We start from the raw sequence: 15,701 nt of genomic DNA, 5'->3' as shown, positions 1-15,701 counted from the left end.
CGCACTCATCCCAACACTGGAGGTTCCATGCCCAAGGGCTACTGGGTCAGCGCCTACCGCACCGTTTCAGACCCTGAGAAGCTGGCTGCTTACAACAAGCTGGCCGGTCCGGCCGTCGCGGCCGGGGGCGGTCGGATCCTCACCCGTGGCAGTCGGGTCGTGGCGCATGACGCCGGATTCGCCGAGCGCACCGTCCTGATCGAGTTCGACAGCTTCGAGCAGGCCGTCGCGGCGCACGAGAGCGCGGCCTACCAGGAGGCGCTGGCCGCCCTCTCCGACGGCGTCGAGCGCGACTTCCGCATCGTCGAAGGCGTCGACTGACCGAGGTCCAGTCGGATCTTCGCCGAAGGACTCTGTCGGGAATCCTGAGGACGGGCAGCAGTTAACGATCGTGACGTTGCGTCAGGTCCGGTTGCGTCAGGCTCGGAGGAACATGGTGCCCATGTTCCCGGAGGAGGGCCGATATGTTCGCTATGTCCCTCCAGCCCCAGCCCGGATCGGAGATCCCGCCGCTGACCGCGCGGGTCGCCCGCGCCGGCAACCCCCACCGGCACTACCGCGATGTGGATCCGCGACCGCCTCGACGGCCTCTGGAACGACGAGGACTTCGGGGCTGGCGCGACCGGCCGGACCCAAGCCCCCTGGCCGCGCCGGGATCGCCACACCGATGGCAGGAGTCCGCGCACCGCCCAGGGCGCGGCTCTGGTGGGAGGGTCCCGAACGGGACGGAAGGGGCGGGTCAGTGGCCGGAGGTGTCCGCGTTACGGGCAGCGGGGTCGGTGGTGTCCCGTGCGAGGGAGGGGGATCCCGTCTTCCGGGCGGAGACATCCGCGGTCCCGCCCGTGCGCAGCGGGCGTATCGCGATCGCGGCCGAGACCAGCAGCAGCCCGCCCAGCATGACGAAGGGGGCGGCGGTGCCCGCGAGCCCGGCGAGCACCCCGGCGGAGGCGGGCGCCCCGACCTGGCCCAGCCGGTTGCCGGTCAGCCGCAGCGCGAGCGCGGTGCTCCCGGCTCCGTCCGGGGCGGCCTGGACGACGGTGGTCATCGACAGCGGCTGGCCGACGCCGAGGCAGAAGCCGAGCCCGGCCAGCAGCGCACCAAGCGCCCAGGCGGGCAGCGGCAGGGCGATGCCCGCGCACAACAGCGCCGCGCCCAGACAGCCGGCGGCCATCAGCGCGGTACGCCCCAGCAGCCGGATCATCGGGGTGATGGCCAGCCGGCAGCCGACGGTGGCCGCGGCGCGCAGGCTCAGCAGCAGTCCGACGACCGAGGGCGAGATCCCGCGCTGTTCGCCGACGACCGGCAGATAGGCGGTGAGGATGTCGGTCGCGGAGAGCACGGCGAGGCTGATGAAGATGCCCGAGGCCACCCCGCGGGTCGTGAGGATGGCGCGCACCGGCACCCGCCGCGCCTCCGCCGCGGACGCGGCCGCCGGCCGGGCGTCCCGGTCCCGGTGCTCGATACGCCACAGCGCGGTGACCGAACAGGCCGCCACGGCGGCGGAGACCGCCAGCGCGGCGGCACTGGTGCGGGCCATCGCGCCGTCGTGGCCGGAGACCACCAGCCCGGCCGCGACGGGCCCGATGAGCTGACCGAGCGAGGCGCCGATGGTGAAGTGGCCGAAGTTGCGGTCCTGTTCGGCCGGGGCGCTCTGCCGGGCCACGATGGACTGGGCGCCGATCACGAACGCCAGATGGCCCAGGCCCATCACCCCGCTCCACGCGGCCATGCCCGGCAGCGTTCCGGCCGTGGCGCTGAAGGCGCAGCCGGTGGCGATCAGCGCGACACCGACGGGCAGCAGCGGGGCGCACCGCCCGTGGTCGGTGCGGCGCCCCAGCGGTACGGCGGCGAACAGCGGCAGCAGGGCGTAGATCCCGGCGATCACCCCGACCGCCCGGGCGTCGGCGCCCAGCGCCAGGGCCCGGTAGGAGACGGCGGGCCGGGCCATGCTCACCGCCGCCTGTGCGAAGGAGAAGGCGATGACCAGGCGCAGCAGCCAGCCCCTACCGGGCCGTGGAGGCGTCCTGTGCACGGATCAGATGATTCCGAAGACGAGTCCGGAGGCCAACACCACCAGGGAGGTGAGCGCCGCCCACTTCACGGTGAAGCGGGTGTGGTCGCCGAACTCGACCTTGGCCATGCCGACGAGGACGTAGACGGCGGGGACCAGCGGGCTGGACATGTGCAGGGCCTGCCCGACGAGCGAGGCGCGGGCGATCTCCAGGGTGGAGACCCCGTGGGCGGCTCCGGCCTCGGCGAGGATCGGCACGATGCCGAAGTAGAAGCCGTCGTTGGACATGAAGTAGGTCAGCGGGATGGACAGCACACCGGTGACGATGGCCATGTGCGGGCCCATGCCGTCGGGCACGCCGTCGACGAGCCAGCGGGCCATGTGCTCGACCATGCCGGTGCCGGTGAGGACACCGGTGAAGACGGCGGCGGCGAAGACCATGCCGGAGACGTTGACGACGTTCTCGGCGTGGGCGGCGACCCGGGCCTTCTGGTCGTCCATGTGGGGGAAGTTGACGGTGAGGGCGATGGCGGCGCCGAGCAGGAAGAGCACCGGGATCGGCATCGTCTCCATGACCATCATGGTCAGCAGGCCGAGGGTGAGCGCCGCGTTGAACCAGTAGAGCTTGGGGCGGAGGGTGGGGCGGTGCGGGTCGAGCCCCTGGAACTCGTCGTCGGTACCGTCCTCGGTGGAGCCGGTCGAGCCGGTGGCCTGGGTGTTCTCGGCCACCTCGGCGTCCGTGCCGCCACCGGAGCCGCCGGTGGCCGTGGCGGGAGCGTGGGCGGCGGCCTTGGAGCCGCCCTTCTTCCCGGCGCCCGCCTTTCCGGCCCCGGCCTTTCCGGCACCCGCGCCGACGAGCACCTGCTCGGACTCCTCCGCCGGGGTCCCGTCGAGCGTCAGCAGCCCCAGCCGCCTGCGCTCGCGCACCCCGAGGGCGTAGGCGAGCACGAAGACGAAGAGCAGGCCGACGGCGAGGGCGGGGATCATCGGCACGAAGATGTCGCTGGCGTCGACCTTGAGCGCGGCGGCGGCGCGGGCGGTCGGTCCGCCCCAGGGCAGGGTGTTCATCACGCCGTTGGCCATGGCGGCGACGCCGGTCATCACCACCAGGCTCATCTTCAGCCGCCGGTAGAGCGGCACCATCGCCGACACGGTGATCATGAAGGTGGTGGAGCCGTCGCCGTCGAGCGAGACGATCGCCGCGAGCAGTGCGGTGCCGACGACCACCCGCATCGGATCCGCCTTGCAGAACCGCAGGATGAGCCGGACGATCGGGTCGAAGAGCCCGACGTCGATCATCACCCCGAAGTAGATGATGGCGAACATCAGCATCGCGGCCGTGGGCGCGAGGTCACCGACGCCGTCGATGACGTAGTCCCCGAGATGCGCCCCCTTCCCGACGAGGACGCAGAACAGCGCCGGGATGAGCACCAGAGCACCCATCGGGGACATCTTCTTCATCATGATCAGCACCAGGAATGTCGCGATCATGACGAATCCGAGGACTGTCAGCATGGTGGCTACCTCACGTTCGCCGGTGAACTCCCCCAGATGTGGCGGTCGAGGCGACGTTAGGTGGCGCAACTTTGCGTTAACAAGGCCTTGACGCGTGAGCAATAAGCGCAAAACCCCTGGTCAGTCCGGTAGCGGTGCGCTGGGCTCGGTGAGCGGGGCCAGCTGCACCGGGCAGCCGTTCAGCACCGCGGTGCCCGACAGCGGATCCAGCCGTGAGCCGTCGATGAGCTGGTTGGCGTTGGCCCCGGCGTGGGCCCCGGCCACCGACATCCGGGTGCCGGGGCGGCCGTGGCCCCAGCCGTGCGGCAGGCTCACCACTCCGGTGCGCACCGCGTCGGTCACCTCCACCGGCACCTCCAGCTCCCCCGCGTCGCCCTTGACCCGGGCGAGGCCGCCGTTGGCCAGGCCCAGCCGGGCGGCGTCCTCGGGGTGCACCTGGAGGGTGCAGCGGTTGCTGCCTCCCACCAGCGAGGGGACGTTGTGCATCCAGCTGTTGTTGGAGCGCAGATGGCGGCGGCCGATGAGGACCAGACCGGTGGGCCGGTCGGCCAGCGCGCGCCGCAGCCGGTCCACATCGCGCACGATCGGCTCCGGGCACAGCTCCACCGTGCCGCTGCGGGTCTTCAGCAGGGCGGGCAGCCGCGGGCGCAGCGGGCCGAGGTCGATACCGTGCGGCCGGTCCAGCACCGCCTGAAGGGTCAGCCCGTCGGGGTCGGCGCCGAATCCGTCGCCGTACGGGCCCAGCCGCAGCATCATGTCCAGCCGCCGTTCGGCGCCGGTGCGACCGGTCAGCAGCGCGGTCAGCTCGGCGGTCTCCCGTCCGTGCACCGGCGACTCCGGGTCGGCGACGGCCTTGCCGAGCGCGGCCTCGATCGCCATGGCGTCCACGGTCGCCGGGTCGGCGCCGCCGTGTCCGCTCGCGCACAGCACCAGCCGGGCCAGGATGTCGCCCTCGCTCATCCGGTCGTCGTCCAGCGGGACCGCGGGGCGCGAGTAGCGGACCTGGTTGCGCACGGCCAGGTGGTTGAAGGTGAAGTCGAAGTGCGGGCTCTGGCTGGGCGGGGGCGGCGGCAGCACAACATCGGCGTGGCGCGCGGTCTCGTTGAGGTACGGATCGACGCTGACCATGAAGTCCAGTTCGGCCAGCGCCCGTTCCAGCCGGTCGCCGTCGGGTGCGGACAGTACGGGGTTGGCGGCGATCGTCAGCAGCGCCCGGATCCGCCCCTCCCCCGGGGTCTCGATCTCCTCGGCGAGGGCGACGGACGGCAGTTCGCCCTTGGCCTCCGGATGGCCGCTGACCCGGCTGTGCCAGCGGCCCAGCGCGAACCCCTTGCCGGGGCGCGGCGTACGCTCCCGGCGCGCGGTGGCGGCGAGCGGGAACATCATGCCGCCGGGCCGGTCCAGGTTCCCGGTGAGCGCGTTGAGCACGTCGACCAGCCAGCTGGTGAGGGTGCCGAACTCGACGGTGGTGGAGCCCATCCGCCCGTAGACCACGCCCTTCGGCGCCGCGGCCAGCTCCCGGGCGAGGGCGCGGATCTCCTCCGCGGGTACGTCGCAGGCGTCGGCGACCGCCTCCGGTGGGAAGTCCGCGGCCAGCCGCCGGACCTCGGCCACCCCGCTGAGGTGGGCGTCCAGCTCCCCCGTCGCCACCAGGTCCTCGTCGAACAGCACCCGCACCATGGCGAAGAGGAGCAGGGCGTCGGTACCGGGACGTATCGCCACATGCCGGTCGGCCATCCTGGCGGTACGGGTACGCCGGGGATCGACCACGATCAGCTTGCCGCCGCGCCGCCGCAGCGCCCGCAGCCGGCCGGGGAAGTCGGGGGCGGTGCACAGACTGCCGTTGGAGTCCATCGGGTTGGCGCCGATCACCAGCAGATGGTCGGTGCGGTCGACATCGGGCACCGGCAGTGCGTTGGCGTCCCCGTAGAGCAGTCCGCTGGAGACGTGCTTGGGCATCTGGTCGAGAGTGCTGGCGGTGAACACGTTGGGGGTGCCGAGGGCACCCAGCAGCAGCGCGGGGTAGAGCCCTCCGGCCACGGTGTGGACGTTGGGGTTGCCGAGAACCACCCCCGCCGAACGCCCTCCGTGCTCGCGCAGGACCGGCCACAGCCCGGCCTCGACGGCGGCGAACGCCTCGTCCCAGTCGGCCTCCTGGAGCCGTCCGCCGCGCCGGACCAGCGGCCGCCGCAGCCGGTCGGGGTCGGCGTCCAGGTCCCCGAAGGACGCACCCTTGGGGCAGATGAAGCCGCGGCTGAAGACATCGTCGTCATCGCCGCGCGCCCGGGTGACCCTGCCCTCCTCGACGGTCAGGGTCAGCCCGCAGGTGGCCTCGCAGAGCGGGCAGATACGCAGGGCCGTACGGGCAGTGGGACTCATGGCTACTCCCTCTGTGGGGGCTCGGTCCGCCGGGACCCCTCACCATACCGACTGGTACGCATGCCCGGGAGGCGCCGGAGTGAACTCCTTCCCTCCACGGGATGGCGCTCCCCCGACAGTTCCTCCACGCGACGGCCAGTCCCTCCACGGGACGGCGGGCCGGCGGCTCAGTCCAGGACACGCGCCAGATAGGCGCGCAGCAGCTCCTTGGTCTCCGCGACGATGGCCGGATCGCCCTCGGGGTCCACCCGGAACGCCAGCCGCAGCAGGGCGTCGGCGGCCTCGACCGCCAGCAGGAAGGCGATCCGCAGCCGCTCCCCGGCCTCGCCCTCGCCGTCGGCCCCCTCCACCCCCTCACCGCGGAGCCGATCGGCGAGCAGTGTGCGCAGCCGGTCCGCCACCAAGTAGTTGGGCTGGTCGGCCACTCCGGTGGCCGGGACCGGCATCCCGAACTCGATCAGCGCGAAGCCGGGCGCCCCGCGCTTCATCCCCAGGTACTCGTCGACGACGATGTCCATCGCCTCGCGCCAGCCGCAATCCGGACCGGAGTCCGCCAGTCGCCGGGTGATCCGCTCGGCGTACTCGTCGAGATTGCGGTGGGCCAGGGCCTCGGCCATGGCCCGCTTGTTGGAGAAGAAGCGGTAGACCGAGCCGATGGGGACGTTGGCGCGCTCGGCCACCGCACGGGTGCTCAGCTGCTCGTAGCTGATCTCGTCGAGCAGTTCGGCGCAGGCGTCGAGGATCCGTCCGAGGCGCTCGGCGCTGCGGCGCTGAACCGGATTACGGCGGAGGGGCGGTATGGGCACGCCACCATCCTGCCCGATCATTGACGTTCCCGCCTTCGATTCCTATCGTCTGACATAGGAATGGTTGGGCGGCGAGGTCGAGCTTCGGGAGCGCACGATGGACGACGGCACGGGGACCGAGCAGGCACGGAAGACGGCCGAAGGGCTCGTCTACTCCTCCGGATTCGGCAATGAGCACAGCAGCGAGGCCGTGCCCGGCGCACTGCCCATCGGGCGCAACTCCCCGCAGCGCGCCCCGCTGGGGCTGTACGCGGAGCAGTTGAGCGGCACCGCCTTCACCGAGCCGCGTGCCCACAACCGCCGCTCCTGGCTGTATCGCATCCGCCCCTCGGCGGCCCACCCGCCGTATCTGCGGATCGACAACGGATCGGTGCGGGGCGCGCCGTTCACCGAGACCGTGCCGGACCCCAACCGGCTGCGCTGGGACCCGCTGCCGGAGCCGCCCGTGGGCACCGACTTCCTGTCCGGGCTGTGGACCCTCGGCGGCAACGGGGACGCCGCGGAGCGCTCGGGGATGGCCGTCCACCTCTACGCCGCCAACGCGTCCATGACCGACCGGGTGTTCAGCGACGCCGACGGCGAACTGCTGATCCTCCCCGAGCGCGGCGGGCTACTGCTGCGCACCGAGTTCGGGCTGCTGCGCGCCGAGCCGGGGCACATGGCGCTGATCCCGCGCGGGGTGCGGTTCCGGGTGGAGCTGCTGGACCCGACCGCGCGCGGCTACGTCTGCGAGAACTACGGGCGTCCGTTCGTCCTCCCCGACCTCGGCCCGATCGGCGCCAACGGACTCGCCAACCCGCGGGACTTCCTGGCACCGGTGGCCGCGTACGAGGACGTCGAGCGGCCGGTGCGGGTGGTCAGCAAGTTCTGCGGCAACCTCTGGGCGGCGACCTACGACCACTCCCCGCTGGACGTCGTCGCCTGGCACGGCAACCACGTGCCGTACGTGTACGACCTGCGCCGCTTCAATGTGCTGGGCACCATCAGCTACGACCACCCGGACCCGTCCATCTTCACCGTGCTCACCTCGCCGTCGGACACCCCGGGGCTCGCGGGCGTGGACTTCGTGGTCTTCGCGCCGCGCTGGCTGGTGGGCGAGGACACCTTCCGCCCGCCGTACTTCCACCGCAATGTGATGAGCGAGTACATGGGGCTGATCGAGGGCGCGTACGACGCCAAGACCGCGGGCCCCGGGGGGTTTGTGCCCGGCGGCGGCTCCCTGCACAACATGATGTCGGCGCACGGCCCGGACCACGAGACCTTCGAGCGCGCCAGCGCCGCCGAGCTGGCACCACGCAAGGTGGACGACGGGCTGGCCTTCATGTTCGAGACGCGCTGGCCGGTCACCGCCACCCCGCAGGCCATGGCGGCGGACCACCTCCAGACGGGCTACGACGACGTATGGCAGGGTCTGGAGCGCCACTTCCGCCCGTGACGGGCCCCGCCGCGGTGCTGCCCCGCACACCGCGGCGTCCGCCACCCGCCACCTGCCCCCAGGACCGTGACCGTGACCGCGACCGGAGACCGCGCCCCCGTGACCACCTTCGCCCCCGACTCCGTGGCCCTGAACCGCAAGCTGCCGCTGTGGTACCAGGTCTCGCAGTCGCTGCGCGCCTCGATACTCGGCCGCGGGCCGAACGACCCGCTGCGGCTGCCGACCGAGGACCGGCTCGCCGAGCACTACGGCGTCAGCGTGCTCACCATGCGGCAGGCGCTGAAGGAACTCGAGACGGAGGGCCTCATCAGCCGCCACCGGCGGCGCGGCACCTTCATCGAACCGAGCGCGCGACGCGGTTCCCCGGTACGGCTGCTGGGTTCGGTGGACGCGATCGTGGCCCAGCAGTCCGGTGAGCGGACGACGGTGCTGGACCACGGTCCGGCGGCGGTCCCGGCGGAACTGGCGGAGTACTTCCCCGGCCTGGACGAGGCGGCCGGGTACCGGCGGCTGCGCCGCGACGGGCGGAGCGACGAGCCGACCAACTGGGCGGAGAACCTGGTCCGCCCCGATCTCGCCGACCGCATCGACCTCGCCGATCTGGAGCGCTGGCCGATGACGAAGGTGCTGCGCGACGTGGTCGGGGTGCGGATCAGCCGGATCACCGACACCGTCGAGGCCCGGCTCGCGGACCCGGAGACCTCCCGCCTCCTCGAGGTCCCGCTGCTCAGCCCGATCCTGCACTACACCGGGGTGACCTACGACGAGGCCGGCCGAGTGGTGGACGTGGCACGGATCCACTACCGCGGCGACCGGTTCTCCTTCACGGTCACCCTCGAGGCGGAGTGACTGCCGTCGGCCGAGTGGTTCGTTGTCCGTCCGCCGAAGGCGGGCCGACACACGCCCCGAGCCGGGGCACGCCGGTTTGCGTGGCCGCGCGGGGCGCTACGCGGGCCGCGGCACCAGGCGCACCGCCGTCAGCCGAGTGGCGCGCCGCGGATGCGCTCACGGCGGTCCGCATCCCGCCGCCGCGGTCCGGGACGACGGCCGACGGACGCGGCAGCACGAGCGACCCGCCGCCGGCCGAGTGGTTCGTTACCCGTCCGCCGAAGGCGGGCCGACACACGCCCCGAGCCGGGGCACGCCGGTTCGCGTGGCCGCGCGGGGCGCTACGCGGGCCGCGGCACCAGGCGCACCACCGTCAGCCGAGTGGCGCGCCGCGGATGCGCTCACGGCGGTCCGCGTCCCGCCGCCGCGGTCCGGGACGACGGCCGACGGACGCGGCAGCACGAGCGACCGCGGTAGCCGCTTGGCACGCCGTGGGTGCGCCGGTGGCACGCCCACGCGCGCGCCGCGCTCGGCCCCGCCGGGAAGCGCCGGTGCGCGTTCCGGCGCGGCGGGCCGGGACGGCGGGCGCGGGCCGCGGCCCCGACGGGCGGGGGACGCGGGGTTCGGGGGTGCGTGGATACCATGCCGGGCGTGGGAGAACGGGACGTACCGCTTGGGGACCTGATGCCGTGGTCCGTGGCCCCGCTGCGGCTGGGCCGGGCGTGGGTGATGGCGCCCGACGCCGCCTCGCTCACCGCGCGGTGGGAGCGGCTGGTGGCCGCCGGGGACACGGCGGAGCGCGCCGCGCTGTTCCGGCCGTCCCGCGCCCGGTCCCTGCACACCTCCGTGGCCCAGCTGCCCGGCCAGCGGACCTCCACCGCCCGGCTGGTGCGGGCCGGCGGTCCGTGCCCGGAGCCGGTGCGGGTGGCGTACGGGCCGTTCGACCAGCAGTGGCTGATACCGGACCACCGGCTGATCGACGCCGCCCGGCCCGAACTGTGGCGGGTCGCCGACGACCAGCAGATCCATGTGGTCGAAGCGGCGGCCGGGCCCGATCCCGAGCCGGTGCTCACCTTCTCCGCGGTGCTGCCGGACGGCTGGTCCGCGGCGGGTCGTCCGGGCCGGATCCGTCCGCTCTACCGGCGGCCCGGCGGCCGGGAGCCCAATGTCGCGCCGGGGTTGCTGGACCACCTCGGCGCCCGGCTGGGCCACCCCGTCTCCGCCGCGGATCTGCTCGCCTGGACCGCCGCCACGGCGCACTCCGCGCCCTGCGCCGTTCCGCTGACGGCCGATCCGGAGGTCTGGGCGCAGGGCGTGGAGCTGGGGCGGCGTGCGCTGTGGCTGCATACGCGCGGGGCGCACAGTGGCGAGCGCCCGCGTATGCCGGGCGGCCAGCGCCCGTACGTACGCGCTCCGCTCCCCGCGCGCGGCCTGCCGGACTCCCTGGACTACGACCCGGAGACGGCGGCCCTGTGTCTGGGCGAGGGCCGGATTTCCCCGGTGCCGCGTGGCGCGTGGGAGTTCCCTGCCCACGGGGTGCGGGTGCTGGAGAGCTGGTTCGAGCGGCGTACGGCCCGGGGTGAGCCGGGGACCCTGGAGGCGGTCGTACCGGGGGTCTGGCCGTCCGCCTGGACCTCCGAACTGCTCGAGCTGATCACCGTGCTGGCGCTGCTCGCCGAACTCCGCCCTCACCGCCGCGACCTGGCCACCCGGCTGCTGGACAGCCCGCTGATCGCCGCCGCGGAGCTGCGCGAGGCGGGTGTGCTGCCGGTGCCCGCCGCGGCCCGTCGCCCGGCCTCGGTGCTCGACCACCACGAGGAGGGCCCGGAGGGCCAGTTCGCCCTGGTGTGAGGGGGCGCCCCCCGGGGTGCGGACCCGGGGAATCAGCAGGCGGCCGCGTATCCGGCCAGGACGCGGCCGAGGAGCCGGTCGAAGGTCTCGTCCGGATCGCCGGCGGCGGGGGCTGCGGCGAAGGTGCGGGAGAGGTGCGGATAGTCGCCGCTCGCGACGATCCGCGCGAGATAGCCGGCCTGGGCCGCCTGGCGCTGTTCGGCCGTGTGCTCCGAGGCCCGCCGCTGCCGGGCGGTGGCCAGCTCGGAGGAGACGTACGAGATCACCGCCCCGTTGACCATGCCGATCAGTTCGATCTTGAGGCCGTCGTCGAGGCCCGAGCCCTCCAGCGCGGCGAGGCAGAACTCCATGTACCGCAGCCCGTTGGGGCCCAGGGCGCCGGTGGGCAGGACGGCGGCGGGCAGCCAGGGGTGACGGTGCATCAGGGCGCGGCCCTGACGGGCGAGGCCGAGCATATCGGCCCGCCAGTCCCCCGACGGCTTCCCGGGCAGCTCGTACTCGCCGGCGACCCGGTCCACCATCAGATCGACCAGGTCCTCCTTCCGCGGCACGTAGTTGTAGAGCGACATCGTGCCGCAGCCGACGGCCGCGGCCACCCGGCGCATCGACACCGCGTCCATCCCCGCCTCGTCCGCGATCCGCACCGCGGCCTCGGCGATGTCGTCACGGGTGTACGCGGGGCGCGGGCCACGGCCGGTGCGCTCGGGGAGCGCCCAGATCACGTCCGGCCCGGCCGCCCGGCCACTGGCTGCCATTGATCATCACCTCGCCCACCATCCTAGTTACGTACAGCGTACGTAGTGAGCTACAGTGAGTCGCATGCCACATACGTACGCTGTACTTAGTGACAGCCTGCACAAGATCTTCGGCGATGTGCACGCCCTGCGCGGACTCGATCTCGCCGTCCCGCCCGGCACCGTCTGCGGTCTGCTCGGCCCCAACGGCGCGGGCAAGACCACCGCGGTCCGCATCCTCACCACCCTGAGCGCCCCGGACTCCGGCACGGCGCGCGTCGCGGGCCACGACGTCGTACGGAACCCCCGTGCGGTGCGCCGCCGGATCGCCGTCACCGGCCAGGACGCCTCGGTGGACGGGGATCTGACGGGCCGCGAGAACCTGCGGCTCTTCGCCCGCCTCCAGCGGCTGCGCGGAGCCGCCGCCGGGCGGCGCGCCGACGAACTGCTGGACCGCTTCGACCTGACCGAGGCGGCCGACCGCCCCGCCCGCACCTACTCCGGCGGGATGCGCCGCCGGCTGGACCTCGCCGCCTGTCTGCTCACCGAACCGGCCGTCCTCTTCCTCGACGAGCCGACGACCGGTCTGGACCCGCGCAGCCGGGGCGCGATCTGGGACGGCGTCCGCGCACTGGCCCGGGCGGGCACCACCGTGCTGCTGACCACCCAGTACCTGGAGGAGGCCGACCGGCTGGCCGACGACATCGTGGTGATCGACCAGGGCCGGACCGTCGCCACCGGCACCCCCGACCAGCTGAAGACCACGATCGGACAGCGGATCGAGGTGGTGGTCGCGGAGGCGGACGCACTCGAGGGCGCAGCCGTTGTCCTCGGCAACCTCACCGGTTCACGGCCGGAGCTCAACGCCGAACACCGCACCGTCGGCGCGGCGTCGGGCGACCCCGCCCTCACCCTGCCCCGGGTGGTCCGGGAGCTGGACGCGGCCGGGGTGCCGCTGGCCGACGCCTCGGTGCGGCGCCCCACCCTGGACGAGGTCTTCCTCCGGCTCACCCACCGCACCGCGACCCCCGAGGAGGCCGCCGTATGAGCGACACCACGATCCGCTGGGCCGCCCGCGACACCGCGGCCATGCTGGGCCGTCAGCTGACCCGGCTGCGGCACGCCCCGGCGCTGTTCACCATCACCCTGGTCGCACCGCTGATGATGCTGGTGCTCTTCGGCTATGTCTTCGGCAGCGCGATCCAGGTGCCGGGCTCGGGCGACTACCGCGAGTACCTGGTTCCGGGGCTGTTCGTCTCGATCGCGGCGGGCGGCATCCTCACCGGGATGATCGGCACCGCGCAGGACATGCAGCGCGGGGTCATCGACCGCTTCCGCACCCTGCCGATGAGTCGCGCCGCCGTACCGCTGGGCCAGGTCGCCTCGGATGTGCTGATCGCCGCCGTGGGGCTGGTGCCGCTGGCGCTGCTCGGACTCGCGGTGGGGTGGCGGATACGGGGCGGGCCGGGGGCCGCACTCGGGGCGTTCGCGCTGCTGCTGCTGTTCCGCCTGGCCACCGCCTGGATCGGGCAGTACCTGGGCATGGTGGTGGGCAAGGAGGAGGCCGCGGGCCAGCTCTCCAGCCTCACCTTCTCGCTGCCGATGGTGTCCAACACCTATGTGCCGACCGACGGGATGCCCGGCTGGCTGCGCTGTGTCGCCGACTGGAATCCGATCAGCGCGGTGGTGGCCGCCTGCCGTGATCTGTTCGGGAACGTGGCGGCGGACCCGGACGCGGCCTGGCCGCTCGCACACCCGGTGGCGGCGTCGATCGGCTGGTCGCTGCTGCTGGTGGCGGTGTTCATGCCGCTCACCGTCCGCCGCTACGCGCGCGGCGGACGGTGAGCCGGAGCGTCATCCTTCGTCGGCATCCCGGAACGGCCCGGGTGTGCGGTGCCTCACAGCACGGCCACACCGGCTGGAGCGGGCCGGGTGTTCTCGTGCCTGCCCGGGATGCGGACGACCAACCTCGGAAACCTGAGAACCCGGTGGACCGGGCGGGTCAGCCGCGACTGCCGAAGAGCGAGCGGCGCAGCCGGCGCAGCGGCGCGAACAGCGAAACCCGCGCACTCCGGCTGTTCTTCGCGCGCACATGGTCGCGCGCGGTGAGCTCCTGCATCAGCACCGTCGCGCCCTCGGCCTCCCGCTCCGGGACGGCCGGGCCGCCCATCACCGCGAGATGGCGTTCGAGGCGCGCGCTGGACGCACCGCTCCCGCAGTTGATCGCAGGCACTCGTGGCCTGCTCCTTACCGTTATCTGCTCCATGACACTCCCCACCCGTACGAGGGCACCCGCCCCGGGCAGAGTAACCCTACCTCCCCGAACCGTCACGCGCGCGTCCCGTGCTCCGGATTCACCACCGCGTCAAGGGTGTTGACGGTAACTGTCACACGCGGACAAATTGTCGGACGGACCAAGCCATCGGCCCGTCGGCCCCGAATTGCTGCTTGAAGGAAAGTCCCGACAAGCGTGCGAAGGACCGACAGGATGACCGCATTCACCAGGAGCTTGGCCGCGCTGGTCAGCTGCGCACTGGCCGCGGGCGGGCTCACTGCCGCCGGTGTGGCCGTGCTGCACCCGGAGACGGCCCAGGCGTCCAGCCATCGTGAGGCGCCGCTGATCTCCGGTCAGCCGCAGTACGACACCACGGACGTGTACGCGTTCGTCAGCCCCGACAAGCCCGACACGACCACCATGGTGGTCAACATGCTGCCGTTCGAGGACCCGGCGGGCGGCCCGAACTTCTACAAGTTCGCCCATGACGCCCGCTACGACCTGCATGTGGACAACGACGGGGACGGCCAGGGCGATCTGCTGTTCCGGTGGACCTTCAAGGACCACCTGCGCAACGGGGACACCTTCCTCTACAACACGGGTCCGGTGACCTCCCTGGAGGACCAGGACCTGAACTTCTTCCAGACCTATGACATCGAACTGATCCATCTGAAGGATCAGAAGGCCGTCTCCCGCGAGAAGATCGCGAAGAACCAGCTGGTCGCCCCGTCCAACGTCGGCAAGGCGTCCATGCCGAAGTACCAGACCCTGCGCGACCAGGCGGTCTATCAGCTGCCCGGCGGCGGTTCGACGTTCGCGGGCCAGGCCGACGATCCGTTCTTCCTCGATCTGCGCGTCTTCGACCTGCTGTACGGCGGCGACATGTCCGAGGTGGGGCAGGACAGCCTGAAGGGCTACAACGTCCAGAGCCTCGCGCTCCAGCTGCCGACGAAGACGCTGACGCAGTCCGAGGACCAGCCGGTGATCGGCCTGTGGTCCACCACCCACCGCAAGACGGCCAACGGCGACTGGGCGCAGGTCTCCCGGCTGGGCAGTCCGCTGGTCAACGAGGTGGTCATCCCGCGCAAGGACAAGGACAAGTTCAACGCCTCGTCCCCGTGGGACGACAGCCAGTTCCTGAAGTTCGTCCAGGACCCGGAACTGGCCCGGCTGGTGGAGCAGATCTACAAGATCAAGGCGCCGAAGACGCCCCGTGACGACCTGGTGCAGGTCTTCCTCACCGGCGTGCCCAAGCTGAATCAGCCCCCGAACGTACGCCCCGCCGAGGAACTCCGGCTCAACACCTCCGTCAAGCCGACCGCCAGCCCCAAACGACTGGGGGTGCTCGACGGTGACAACGCCGGATTCCCCAACGGCCGACGGCTGACCGACGATGTGCTGGACATCTCGCTCCAGGCCGTGGAGGGCGAACTCGTCGGCAAGAAGAACGACCTGGGCGACGCGGTGGACGAGAACGACCAGAAGTTCGGCGGCTCCTTCCCCTATCTGGCGCTGCCCAACTCCGGTTCGGATGCCCTCGCGTCCAAGAAGAGCGCCGGGGAGTCGCTGCTGAACGGCGGCGACGGTATCGGCTCGTCCTCGGACGACAACATGCTGCTGGCCGGGTCCGCGGCGGCCGGTGGCGGGGCCGTCCTGCTGCTGACCCTCGCATTCGTCTGGTGGCGCTCACGCCGCCGGCCGGTTCGGGTCCGCAGGCACTGACCGGTCCGCGTGTGTCCGGTCCCCGGGCGACCGGACACGGGCGCGGCCCCGCACCTCCCGCGCGGCGGCCGCGCCCACCCCGCCCCTCACGCCTTTTCTCGACTCCCTCGACTCCTCGACTTCCTCGACCCTGACCCGTCCCGCC

13 protein-coding genes are annotated in these 15,701 nt (G+C 72.5%); 7 read left to right on the top strand and 6 right to left on the bottom strand.

Going from position 1 to position 15,701, the window contains the following annotated elements; translation table 11 throughout:
* The first annotated feature begins 27 nt into the window (after nt 1-27).
* Complete coding sequence (locus HUT19_RS32060) at nt 28-321, top strand: DUF1330 domain-containing protein (protein ID WP_176183796.1); 294 nt, start codon at nt 28-30, stop codon at nt 319-321.
* 418 nt (nt 322-739) lie between these two features.
* Here HUT19_RS32060 and HUT19_RS32055 read toward each other — a convergent pair whose 3' ends face one another.
* The 4 genes from HUT19_RS32055 to HUT19_RS32040 form a co-directional block, all read right to left on the bottom strand.
* Nucleotides 740-1,948: an MFS transporter gene (locus HUT19_RS32055; protein WP_254886256.1), complete on the bottom strand. Its 1,209-nt coding sequence runs from the start codon at nt 1,946-1,948 to the stop codon at nt 740-742.
* 87 nt (nt 1,949-2,035) lie between these two features.
* Nucleotides 2,036-3,526 (bottom strand): CitMHS family transporter, encoded by a 1,491-nt coding sequence (locus HUT19_RS32050; RefSeq protein ID WP_176183795.1) that lies wholly within the window; start codon nt 3,524-3,526, stop codon nt 2,036-2,038.
* Nucleotides 3,527-3,646: 120 nt separating this feature from the next.
* A complete protein-coding gene (locus tag HUT19_RS32045) occupies nt 3,647-5,905 on the bottom strand; it encodes a molybdopterin-dependent oxidoreductase (RefSeq protein WP_176183794.1) in 2,259 nt (752 codons plus the stop codon).
* Between the two features lie 167 nt (nt 5,906-6,072).
* On the bottom strand, nt 6,073-6,732 hold the full coding sequence (locus HUT19_RS32040; protein WP_176183793.1) for a TetR/AcrR family transcriptional regulator: 660 nt from the start codon (nt 6,730-6,732) through the stop codon (nt 6,073-6,075).
* A 76-nt stretch (nt 6,733-6,808) separates the two neighbouring features.
* Here HUT19_RS32040 and hmgA point away from each other — a divergent pair, with 76 nt between their 5' ends.
* From hmgA to HUT19_RS32025, 3 genes are all read left to right on the top strand, one after another.
* Nucleotides 6,809-8,146 carry a homogentisate 1,2-dioxygenase gene (gene hmgA / locus HUT19_RS32035; protein WP_176183792.1) on the top strand — a complete coding sequence of 446 codons (1,338 nt, stop codon included), beginning with the start codon at nt 6,809-6,811 and terminating at the stop codon, nt 8,144-8,146.
* Nucleotides 8,147-8,245: 99 nt separating this feature from the next.
* Nucleotides 8,246-8,995, top strand: coding sequence for a GntR family transcriptional regulator (locus HUT19_RS32030; RefSeq protein WP_176187544.1), 750 nt, complete (start codon nt 8,246-8,248; stop codon nt 8,993-8,995).
* Nucleotides 8,996-9,616: 621 nt separating this feature from the next.
* Complete coding sequence (locus HUT19_RS32025; RefSeq protein ID WP_176183791.1) at nt 9,617-10,825, top strand: type ISP restriction/modification enzyme; 1,209 nt, start codon at nt 9,617-9,619, stop codon at nt 10,823-10,825.
* 32 nt (nt 10,826-10,857) lie between these two features.
* Here HUT19_RS32025 and HUT19_RS32020 read toward each other — a convergent pair whose 3' ends face one another.
* A complete protein-coding gene (locus HUT19_RS32020; protein ID WP_176183790.1) occupies nt 10,858-11,580 on the bottom strand; it encodes a TetR/AcrR family transcriptional regulator in 723 nt (240 codons plus the stop codon).
* 64 nt (nt 11,581-11,644) lie between these two features.
* Between HUT19_RS32020 and HUT19_RS32015 the strand changes: the two genes are divergently transcribed.
* Nucleotides 11,645-12,607, top strand: a complete 963-nt coding sequence (locus HUT19_RS32015; protein ID WP_176183789.1) for an ATP-binding cassette domain-containing protein — start codon at nt 11,645-11,647, stop codon at nt 12,605-12,607.
* Nucleotides 12,604-13,404, top strand: coding sequence for an ABC transporter permease (locus tag HUT19_RS32010; RefSeq protein ID WP_176183788.1), 801 nt, complete (start codon nt 12,604-12,606; stop codon nt 13,402-13,404). The genes HUT19_RS32015 and HUT19_RS32010 overlap by 4 nt, the downstream gene beginning before the upstream one ends.
* A gap of 157 nt (nt 13,405-13,561) precedes the next feature.
* Here HUT19_RS32010 and HUT19_RS32005 read toward each other — a convergent pair whose 3' ends face one another.
* Nucleotides 13,562-13,825 (bottom strand): hypothetical protein, encoded by a 264-nt coding sequence (locus HUT19_RS32005; protein ID WP_176183787.1) that lies wholly within the window; start codon nt 13,823-13,825, stop codon nt 13,562-13,564.
* 222 nt (nt 13,826-14,047) lie between these two features.
* Here HUT19_RS32005 and HUT19_RS32000 point away from each other — a divergent pair, with 222 nt between their 5' ends.
* Nucleotides 14,048-15,556 carry a DUF4331 domain-containing protein gene (locus HUT19_RS32000; protein WP_176183786.1) on the top strand — a complete coding sequence of 503 codons (1,509 nt, stop codon included), beginning with the start codon at nt 14,048-14,050 and terminating at the stop codon, nt 15,554-15,556.
* The last annotated feature ends 145 nt before the right edge of the window (nt 15,557-15,701 follow it).

It is taken from the genome of Streptomyces sp. NA02950 (assembly GCF_013364155.1).
Taxonomy (GTDB): domain Bacteria; phylum Actinomycetota; class Actinomycetes; order Streptomycetales; family Streptomycetaceae; genus Streptomyces.
The sequence above is the reverse complement of the archived record's forward strand: the minus strand, read 5'-3'. Positions and strand labels throughout refer to the sequence as shown.

Coding starts and splice junctions, on each gene's coding strand:
- HUT19_RS32050 (WP_176183795.1), bottom strand. CDS start 3,526: ATGCTGACAGTCCTCGGATTCGTCATGATCGCGACATTCCTGGTGCTG.
- HUT19_RS32025 (WP_176183791.1), top strand. CDS start 9,617: ATGCCGGGCGTGGGAGAACGGGACGTACCGCTTGGGGACCTGATGCCG.
- HUT19_RS32015 (WP_176183789.1), top strand. CDS start 11,645: ATGCCACATACGTACGCTGTACTTAGTGACAGCCTGCACAAGATCTTC.
- HUT19_RS32010 (WP_176183788.1), top strand. CDS start 12,604: ATGAGCGACACCACGATCCGCTGGGCCGCCCGCGACACCGCGGCCATG.
- HUT19_RS32020 (WP_176183790.1), bottom strand. CDS start 11,580: ATGGCAGCCAGTGGCCGGGCGGCCGGGCCGGACGTGATCTGGGCGCTC.
- hmgA (WP_176183792.1), top strand. CDS start 6,809: ATGGACGACGGCACGGGGACCGAGCAGGCACGGAAGACGGCCGAAGGG.
- HUT19_RS32000 (WP_176183786.1), top strand. CDS start 14,048: ATGACCGCATTCACCAGGAGCTTGGCCGCGCTGGTCAGCTGCGCACTG.
- HUT19_RS32005 (WP_176183787.1), bottom strand. CDS start 13,825: ATGGAGCAGATAACGGTAAGGAGCAGGCCACGAGTGCCTGCGATCAAC.
- HUT19_RS32040 (WP_176183793.1), bottom strand. CDS start 6,732: ATGATCGGGCAGGATGGTGGCGTGCCCATACCGCCCCTCCGCCGTAAT.
- HUT19_RS32060 (WP_176183796.1), top strand. CDS start 28: ATGCCCAAGGGCTACTGGGTCAGCGCCTACCGCACCGTTTCAGACCCT.
- HUT19_RS32045 (WP_176183794.1), bottom strand. CDS start 5,905: ATGAGTCCCACTGCCCGTACGGCCCTGCGTATCTGCCCGCTCTGCGAG.
- HUT19_RS32055 (WP_254886256.1), bottom strand. CDS start 1,948: ATGGCCCGGCCCGCCGTCTCCTACCGGGCCCTGGCGCTGGGCGCCGAC.